Annotated in this window: 5 protein-coding genes and 1 pseudogene; 3 read left to right on the top strand and 3 right to left on the bottom strand. The window is 25.2% G+C overall.

What is annotated here, in order from left to right:
* Positions 1 to 2,144, bottom strand: a pseudogene (locus MALL_RS01640) (hypothetical protein); the annotation flags it as partial.
* Positions 2,145 to 2,277: 133 nt separating this feature from the next.
* Here MALL_RS01640 and MALL_RS01635 point away from each other — a divergent pair.
* Positions 2,278 to 5,400 carry a transglutaminase domain-containing protein gene (locus tag MALL_RS01635; RefSeq protein ID WP_005683449.1) on the top strand — a complete coding sequence of 1,041 codons (3,123 nt, stop codon included), beginning with the start codon at positions 2,278 to 2,280 and terminating at the stop codon, positions 5,398 to 5,400.
* Complete coding sequence (locus MALL_RS01630; RefSeq protein WP_005683446.1) at positions 5,400 to 5,888, top strand: hypothetical protein; 489 nt, start codon at positions 5,400 to 5,402, stop codon at positions 5,886 to 5,888. The genes MALL_RS01635 and MALL_RS01630 overlap by 1 nt, the downstream gene beginning before the upstream one ends.
* Before the next feature lie 240 nt (positions 5,889 to 6,128).
* On the opposite strand, the gene MALL_RS01625 is transcribed toward MALL_RS01630, so the two are convergent.
* Together MALL_RS01625 and MALL_RS01620 are read right to left on the bottom strand one after the other, a co-directional pair.
* The gene (locus MALL_RS01625) at positions 6,129 to 6,500 is read right to left on the bottom strand and encodes a hypothetical protein (protein WP_005683448.1); all 372 of its coding nucleotides are present in this window, start codon (positions 6,498 to 6,500) and stop codon (positions 6,129 to 6,131) included.
* Positions 6,501 to 6,538: 38 nt separating this feature from the next.
* The gene (locus tag MALL_RS01620; protein ID WP_005683450.1) at positions 6,539 to 7,525 is read right to left on the bottom strand and encodes a hypothetical protein; all 987 of its coding nucleotides are present in this window, start codon (positions 7,523 to 7,525) and stop codon (positions 6,539 to 6,541) included.
* A 453-nt stretch (positions 7,526 to 7,978) separates the two neighbouring features.
* On the opposite strand from MALL_RS01620, the gene MALL_RS01615 reads away from it, so the two are divergent.
* Positions 7,979 to 9,236 (top strand): preprotein translocase subunit SecA (locus tag MALL_RS01615; protein WP_005683451.1); only part of this gene is annotated, 1,258 nt, incomplete at its 3' end.

The following is a 9,236-nucleotide window of genomic DNA, read 5'->3' as shown; positions in this document are numbered from 1 at the left end:
TTAAATTTGTAATCTACTTTTAATTCAGTGTCATTAATTTTATCATTGTCAAAAATTTCTAAATCTTTTAAATTTTTTCAATTATTTAATCAGTTATAAGCTAATAAATTACCTTGATTTTTTAATCTTTTTAATGGTTCTTTTAAATCTACTACTGATATATTTAAATCGTTATCTCCATATAAGTTTCAAACTACTTCAAAGTCTAAATTAGCTATGGTATAGTCGTTAAAGTTATAATCGCCTTCTTCTAATGTTATATTTTTTCTTGGCATTAAAATATCAGATTTATATTTAGTTCCTGGTTGATGTTTAACTACATGTTGGTTTGTTATAACATAAAATCTTAAATCGTTTGGATCACTTGAAACTTTTGATAAAACCGTTGCAGTTCCATTTAATAATTTAAATACTCTTGAATTTAAAAATTTATCTTCGGAGATTTCATCTAAATAAAAGTCAGCATTGTAATCATTTTGTTTTGTTGAAAGTATTGGATCATTGTTTGCGCTTATGTAAATTTTATCTTTAGTTAATAGAGATTTTAAAGTACTTTTTATTCCGTTTAAAGTAATAGCATTTGTATGCGCTCTTAAGTTTGGATTATTTTTAGCAACAATACCAACTTTAAAAGTTAATGAATCATTAGAGTTTTTAACATCATAATAATATAAGTCAAAAAATCTTTTGTAAGTAGCTAGTAAATCTTTAGGAAAAATATAGTACTGCATTAATAAAGGATTTTTAACAAAATCAGCTGCACTTAATTGATTTAAACCTGTATCAAAGTATGTTTCATCTATAGTATTTAACACTCCTAGATATCTTAATAATATTAGATTATTAGTTTCTTTAGTCTCAAAATGACTATCATTTAATTTTTTTGGATCAGCTTCTTTAAATAAATACAAGTTTTTTTCAAAAACATTCATTTTTTTAAGGTATTTTAATTCATGTTCACTTGATTCAATTATTTTGTCACCAAAATGTAATTTCAATTTAAATTGAGCAGTTTGAGCATCATAATTTTTACTTGTTATTTCCATTGTAAAATGAATATTATTAAATTTTCTAAAGTCATAAAAATCTTCTATTTTATCATCTACACTAGGAATAACGTTTGAATCTTTTAATCTAATTATTTCAAATGGATTATTTAAATAATAATCAATAGTTTTTTTATTGATTTCAGAAATTGGTGTTTTTTCATCTAATCATCCGCTAGGTTGTGCTTTTAGTACTTTTAAAAGTTTTCCTTTAAAAAGTAATTTTATAAAGCCTTTTTCATATTCATAGTCAAAATAACGATACTTTTTAAGTGAATATAAATTAGTACGTTCTATAAAATCACTAAATTTTAATCTTGATTGTAGTTCTTTATCAAAAATTAAATAATCTTCTAATTTAAGACTTGGTAAAGCTTCATTAACTAATGATTCTATTTTATTTTTAAATGAATATTTACCGATAAATGTGTATTTATCGATTAAATATATTGTGTTAATATCTTCAGGATCTAAAGCAATTTTAATATCTTTTGAGGCAAGTAATTTATCATCAACTTTAAAAACTAAATGGAAATTTTCTTTAGTAATAGAACCTGAATATAAGTTTTTAAATTCACTTCTTAACTCTAAGGTTTTTAAGTCATTAGGAATTGTTAAAGTTGTAGTAACAGGAACAGTTTTAATCAAGTCTATAGGCTTTTTAGGATCTTTTTGATTATCAGCTGGAACTGGTTTATTATTTGGTTCAGGTGTTTTTGGATCTGTTGAAACATCTGGTTTCTCAGGTGAACTTATAGGTTCTTTTTCAGGATTATTATTTGGTATTTTATCAGTGTTATCAGGAATTTTTTCTACTTCAATATCGCTTGGAGTATCTTTAAAGTTAATAGTATTTTCAGGGCTTACTGGTTCTAGATCAACAAAACCATTTTTATCGATGTTTTTAGGTTTAGTATCATCTTTATTTAGAATAATATCTTTATTTGGATCAACTTTATTTTCAGTATTTTCTTCAGTTTTGTTTGTATTATTTTTGATTAAATTTGAAATAAGTGCATTACATGATACAGTAAAAAAAGGCAAAATTATTGCACTTGTTGCTAAGGTTAAAATTTTAATTTTTTTCTTTTTATTCATGTTTAAATTATAAATAACTATAAAAAAAATTTAGATTTCATTGAATAAATTTAATAATTGCCTTTTTTTGCATTAAAAAGCATATTTTTGTATTAAAAAGCATATAAGGTTTAAAAATATTTATAATATATGTATGAAAAATAAATCTAAATTCAAGTTAATTTTAATTAACATGGCAATTATGCCATTATTTGTTTTGTCTTGTTCAAGTAAAATAGACACTACATCAACAGTGGATACAACCGAAAAAAAAGATGAAGAAAAAGTTCTTAATAATACAAATAAAAATGATATATCATCTCCTAAAGTTGATAAAACTGAATCTGAAAAAGATAATACTTCATCATCTACTATTGATAATTCTAAAGTAGAAAAAAATGATAAAGTTGATAATTCATCCTCTAATTCTAACAACAAAGAAATAGAAAAAGTTGATAAAATAAAACCAGAGGATAATCCTGAAAATAATAATTCAAATTCTTCTAATAAGCCTATAGAAAAAGAAAAGATTGAAGAATCTAAACCTATTGTTGGTGAAAACAAAAATAATGAATTAGCGACAAGTTGAGAAACTACTTTAAATTCTAAATTCGGAAGCAAATCTGAGTTTAAAAATAATGTATATTTAGGTGAAAATTTTAGACCAAACGGTTCATTATATTTATCTAATCCAGTTAGTATAAATTCATATCGAAATGTTTATGAACAAGCTAAGTATGATTACAAAAATTTAACCACTGAACAAACAAATGCAGTTAAAAAAATGCAAGAAGAAGCGCTTAAAGATAGAGAGTGACTTTTCAATAGCGACTTGAATAATAAAGCTAATTTAATTTCTAAAAACTATCATATTGTTGAAAATGCTAAAAAAACTGGTAAAAGAGATGAATTAATAAAATTTGCAGGATGATTAATTTTAGATTGAATAATTACAGCACAAGATGTAGAACACTTGGACATAGAATGATTAGAATTAACAAGAGAAGAAGGATTTAAAATTTTAAGATTTTTAAGGAATGATTTAAGTGCGTTTTTACCAAGTTTATATGAATCACCATCGCTTGGTTTTGAATATACAGATGGAACAACAGATCGTGATAATAAACCAGATATGTCAATTTCTGAAATGTTTGCAAATAGGGTTTTAGGAAGTAATAAAGATAAAAATGAAGATCCAAGTATAAATAAAAAAATAATAAAAACTTTCATTAATACTGTTTTTACATCTTCAGAAGTATCTAATCCTAAGTTAGCATCTTATCTAGAAACATTTAATAAATTTCAAAGAACAATTTCATATGGTTTAGATAAAGATGAGGTTGCAAAAGCCTATCTTGTTGGGCAATTTGTAACAGGTAATTTTTGATATCAAGCAGCAGCTACAAGAAAAAGTCCATTTAGTGCCATAATTGATAGAGAAGCAATTTGCGATATTTATGCAAAAATGTCACAAATATTTTTAAGATCGTTAAACATGGAAGCTAGAATAATGGCAGGTGTTAATGGTGGAACTGGTCATGGATCATTTGCTCATGCCTGAAATCATGTAAAAATTAACAATAAATGATTAGGTTTTGATACAACTTTATCAGATAGCCATGGTAACTTTAACACATTGGATGCAGCCATAAATAATTTAGAAGACAAAAATTTATTTTTTACTAAAGAAAAACAATTTCAAGATGGAAAAGGATCTATTGGCGGTTATGGAACATATACAGAACTAAAATCACTAACTGGTGCATATGAAAATGGAAACAAAGATGATTATATTGAATTAAGTTCGGATAGAGGTTTTTATTCTGGTGGAAATATTTGAGAAGGTGTTAAAAATACTCCAAAATTTTCTAACAAGTTTTACTTTAATAATAATTATTATTTAGTGAGATGAGATGAAGACAAAGATTTACCTATTTTAGTAGAATCTAACAAATCTCATGGAGAAAATTTAGAATACAAAAATTTATTTGAATTTAAGGAACCTATCTACATTCAAGGAAATGTTGAACCAGGAGCAAACACTTTAAGTGTTTCACAATATAATGATAAATTAGTTATTACTTATCCTACTGGTATTAAATATGGATACAACAATATGTTTACAAAATCAGATGATAAAGGAAAAGTTCTTATTTATGATTTAATTAATAAGAAAGTTTTACATGAAGAAACTATTAATATGGTTCCAATAAGTCATAAAGTATTTTTAAATCCAATAGATTCAGAAGTTTATCTAGGAATTATTCCTAGTGTCGCAAGTAATGGAGACATAAAAGCGCAAATAAAAAGAATGGAAAGACCTGTTACAAAGTCAATTAAGATAAATAAAGATATTATTAAGCCAAGTGATTTTGTACAAGGTGATAGAAGTAAAATCGATCCAACTTTATTGTCTCTATTAATTTCTAAAACTGATACTATTTTAGGTAATACATTGGTTGGCTTAGGGTACAATAAAATAGAAAATCAAGATATCTACAAACAAACTACATTAGACTTAGATACAGCCAAAAAAGTTTTAAAAAGTGAATCAGTAAAAGATGAAAAAGTTCTTAAATATGTTTATGATAATCTAGAAAAAAGTCTACAAAAATTAATAGATAATATTAAAGTCAAAAAATCTAAACCTATCATAAGTAGTGATATTAGTGCTACAAAAGGTTCTGATGGAAGATTGAATCTTTCAATAAGCATAGAAAATGATCCAGACAATGATTTTAAAATTTATTGATTCGAGGACGATAAAATTATTTCAGAAGATCAAACAAGTATAAAAGTTAGAGCAACTGGGAATGAAAAATATTATGCAATAGTTTTAAGTTTAAACATGGGAATGTATCAAAGTAACTACAAAGACTTTATAAAAGACACTTATTTAAAATCTAGAGTCATAAGTAACGATAATGAATCAACATGAACTAATTCTAACAGTACTTATAAAGAACCGATTTCAAGAAAAGTGGTTAGCGATTTATTAAGATTTACTAGTGATTTACAGTATGATTCAACTAAAAAAGAATTATCTACTACAATTCATTGATATAGTGGTTCTAGACCTAGTTATAAATTGTATAAAGATGGTCATGAAATTGCATCGGGTGTTATAACAGAGAATAAAGATAATGAGTACAACAAAAAACTAATTTTTAAAGATATTAAATACACTGGTGAGTATACATTAGTGGCTTATATTGAATATAAAAACATTCAAATTCAATCTAATCCGATTGTATTAAAGGCTAATAAGGAAAAATAATGAAATACACATTAAAAGAATTAATTAAAAAAACTGTTGAATTGCAAGAGGAATTAAATGACTTAATTGCTCAAGAACAAATGTATTATTCCATAGAATTTTTTGAAGGTCAAAATATTCCTAAAAGTCAATATAGTTTTGATAAATATACTGAGCAAATAGAAAGCTTAATACAAAAAATAAGACATTATAAAATGCTAATTTCTGATGCAAATTATAATGTTAAAACAACATACAAAGACTTAACAATTAATGAATGTTTAATTTATTTAGCACAGATGTCAAGTTATTTACATCAAAGATTAAACACCATGAAAGTTTATAAGCAAGAAGTAAGTGTTTTATTAGAAGATGGAAATACAAAGGTTACTCGTTATTTATTTAATGTTGAAGAACTTAAAAAAACTATTAAACAAACGAAGAAAAAAATAAATCAACTGCAAGATGCAATTGATTTAGCTAATCTAACGCATTATATTGACGTTTAAAACCTTCCCTTTTAAAAATACACAATATAAGTTAAAGCAGTTATTTATTATATTTTATAAATTATTCATAAATAGTCATTTTGTTATTTATGTTTCTATCATGTATTTTTAATTAAAAAATAACGTCTTAATTTAAGAGGTTTTGTAAGACAGTACCAATTAGTTTTGGTACTTTTTTTATATTGATAAAGATGTATAAGGAAAAAATAAAAAGCACAAATTCAATTGTGCTTAATATTATTATTCTGGTTTTTTAACTTGAATTGCAGTTTCAACTACTTCAATTTTTGGTAATTGACTTTTTCATTTATTAAAAAATAAAAGCATTAAATATCATTTAAATTCTCAATGTTTTGTTTTTACAAACACATGAATTACATACATTTTAATTAGATCTTTAAACATAAATGTAATAAAGAAATTACTAAATGCTATACAAATTAAACCTAAAACTCCTAGAAATGTTGATGCAGGTCATTGTACAGAATTGCTCGCACCAATAATAATTGCAATAAGAATCAAAATTGCTCCAGCAATGTTAAATCCTCAGTATAAATAACGAAATATATTTAGGTTCTTTTTTGATTTTTCTAATCTCATTTTGTTAAACATATTGTTCTCCTTTAATTATTTAAAATATCATACCAAAATTAGCTTAGATTTTTAAAGTTGGTAAAAATCAATCTAACTGTTGCTTTGTCTTTATCATCATTTAAACTTATAAACGTAATGTAGACTTCTATTTTAGAATTATCGCCTTTATAATTGTCTAAAACTTCAGTTTGAACACGATAATCTGGAACACTTCTCATATCTTCAATCATCGCTCTTAAAAATTGAAGTTGCAACGCACCTTTTTCAACAACAGGGAATAAACTACTAATTGATGTCATTGCTCTTAAGTCTTTAACGGTTTGTGACTTAGGTCTAGATTCGTATGTTCTAGAAACAGGAAATGCCTCTTTTGAAATTGGCGATCTATTGTTTTGAATTCAGTATGAATGCATTCTAATTAAACGGTTAATGTTTTCAGAAATTTGTGTTGTGACTTCAGTTTTATCCGATTCAAAGCCAGTCAAAATAATTGTTGTGTTAGCATTATTGCTATCGTTTTTAGGATCAATTAAATTGATTTTTACTCTAAGTTCAGTTTTTGAATCCATTCTTTCAGATTCAAGTCATATTTTAAAACCTTTTGTGTCAAATTTTTCTTTAAATTTAGCATCTTCAGAAGGTAAATATTTAACTAAATTATCAAAATTTTTGTTTTTATCTAAAACTCCAAACGCTTTTGAACGATATTCGGTAATTCTTGAAGCATATTTGTGTTCACGAGGCAATAATTTTTCTAATTTGCTAATTAGTTCTAAAGCGCTTATTGAAGGTACATTTACTTCTTCAAGATTATTTTCGTTTGAACTGTTTGCATTTGAAACGTTTGTATCTGAATTATTTTTATCGTTATTTTCAACAGAAGGTTTTGTAGAATTGCTTGATGAATTTGTATTTTCGTTATTATCAGTAGGTTTAGTTGAATCATTATTTTTCTTTGAACAAGCTACAAAAGAAACTAAAGAAACAGCACTTAATAATGTTCCTAAAATAATGAATTTAAATTTTTTGTTTATGGCTTTCATCGTTCCTCCAAATAAATTTGTCTATTAGTAAATTTATTATATAAAGATTGGACTTTTTATATTGTTTTATAATTCAAATAATATAAATGAAAATATTTTTATAAAAATGTTTATTTTTCCTATTTATTTGAAAATAATTATTTTTACTAAAGTGAAAATATTTGTAAAAAATTGATTATTTTTATAAAAATATAAATTTTTTAAATAAATTGTTATTTTTCATAGATTATTTTTATAAAATAATTTCATTGTAATTATCATGTTTTTTTATATTTATAATAATTTTCATTTTTTAGTTTTTATTTACTTACATAAAAAAGCAAAAAATTATTTTTAATAGAAATAAACTAAAAAAATTAACTTTTTTGTTAATTTAATTTCAAATAATCAAAACATAATAATTAAACATTTTAAATAGTCAAAATATTTAAGGAATAATATAAAATATAAAACATGACTAAACTAAAGAAAATTTTTGATGTTAAATCAACTGAAATGCGTATTGCTGAAAAAGCTTTAGCAAGAATTAATGCATTAGAAAAGAAAGTAATTAACTTAAGTGATGAAGAATTAAAATCCAAAACAGCCTTATTTAAAGACCTTTTAGCAAAAGGTTATACACTTGATGATATAAGAAATGAAGCTTTTGCAGTGGCTCGTGAAGCAACTAAAAGAGTTTTAAAAAAACGTCCTTATGATGTGCAAATTTTGGGAGGATTACTACTTGATTTAGGTAGTGTAGCTGAAATGAAAACTGGTGAAGGGAAAACTATTACTTCTATAGCACCAGTTTATTTAAATGCACTAACCGGAAAAAGTGTAATTGTTTCAACAGTTAATGAATATCTTTCAGAACGTGATGCTATAGAAATGGGTGAAGTTCACAAATTTTTAGGTTTAACTATAGGAATTAATAAAGCACAAATGGATCCAAGTAGTAAAAGACAAGCTTATACAGCTGATATTACTTATTCAGTGCACTCTGAATTAGGATTTGACTATTTAAGAGATAATATGGTCAATAGCATGGAAGAAAAAGTTCAACGTGGGCATTATTTTTGTTTAGTTGATGAGGTGGATTCGATCTTAATTGATGAAGCTAAAACTCCCTTAATTATTTCTGGTGGTGAAGGTGAAGATACTCAAACATATTTTGCTGCCGATCAATTTGTAAGACTTTTAAGTCCTTATGATTATGTAATTGATGATGAATCAAAAGCAATTTCTTTAACTCACTCTGGAATAGAAAGAGCAAACAATTTTTATGGAATAAGAAGCTTATATGACATGGAAAATAGTGAATTAGTTCATAGAATTTCTAACGCACTTAGAGCGCATAAAGTTATGAAAAATAATGTTGAATATATTGTTAGGGATGGAAAAATTGAACTTGTTGATGCTTTTACAGGAAGAATTATGGATGGACGTAGTTATTCTGAAGGTCTACAACAAGCACTTCAAGCTAAAGAGATGGTTGAAGTTGAACCTGAAACTAAAACTTTAGCAACAATTACTTATCAAAATTTCTTTAGAATGTTTACAAAATTATGTGGAATGACAGGAACTGGTAAAACTGAGGAACAAGAATTTATCGACATATACAATATGCGGGTAAATGTTGTTCCAACAAATTTACCTGTTATAAGAGTAGATGAACCGGATGCAATTTTTGCCAATGCTCATGCTAAATGAAGTGCAGTAGTTGAACAAA

Origin of the sequence: Mycoplasmopsis alligatoris A21JP2 (assembly GCF_000178375.1) — a bacterium.
In the GTDB taxonomy this organism is placed as follows: Bacteria; Bacillota_I; Bacilli_A; order Mycoplasmatales; family Metamycoplasmataceae; genus Mycoplasmopsis; species Mycoplasmopsis alligatoris.
Note: the sequence above shows the minus strand (reverse complement) of the source record. Positions and strands in the feature narration are given on the sequence as shown.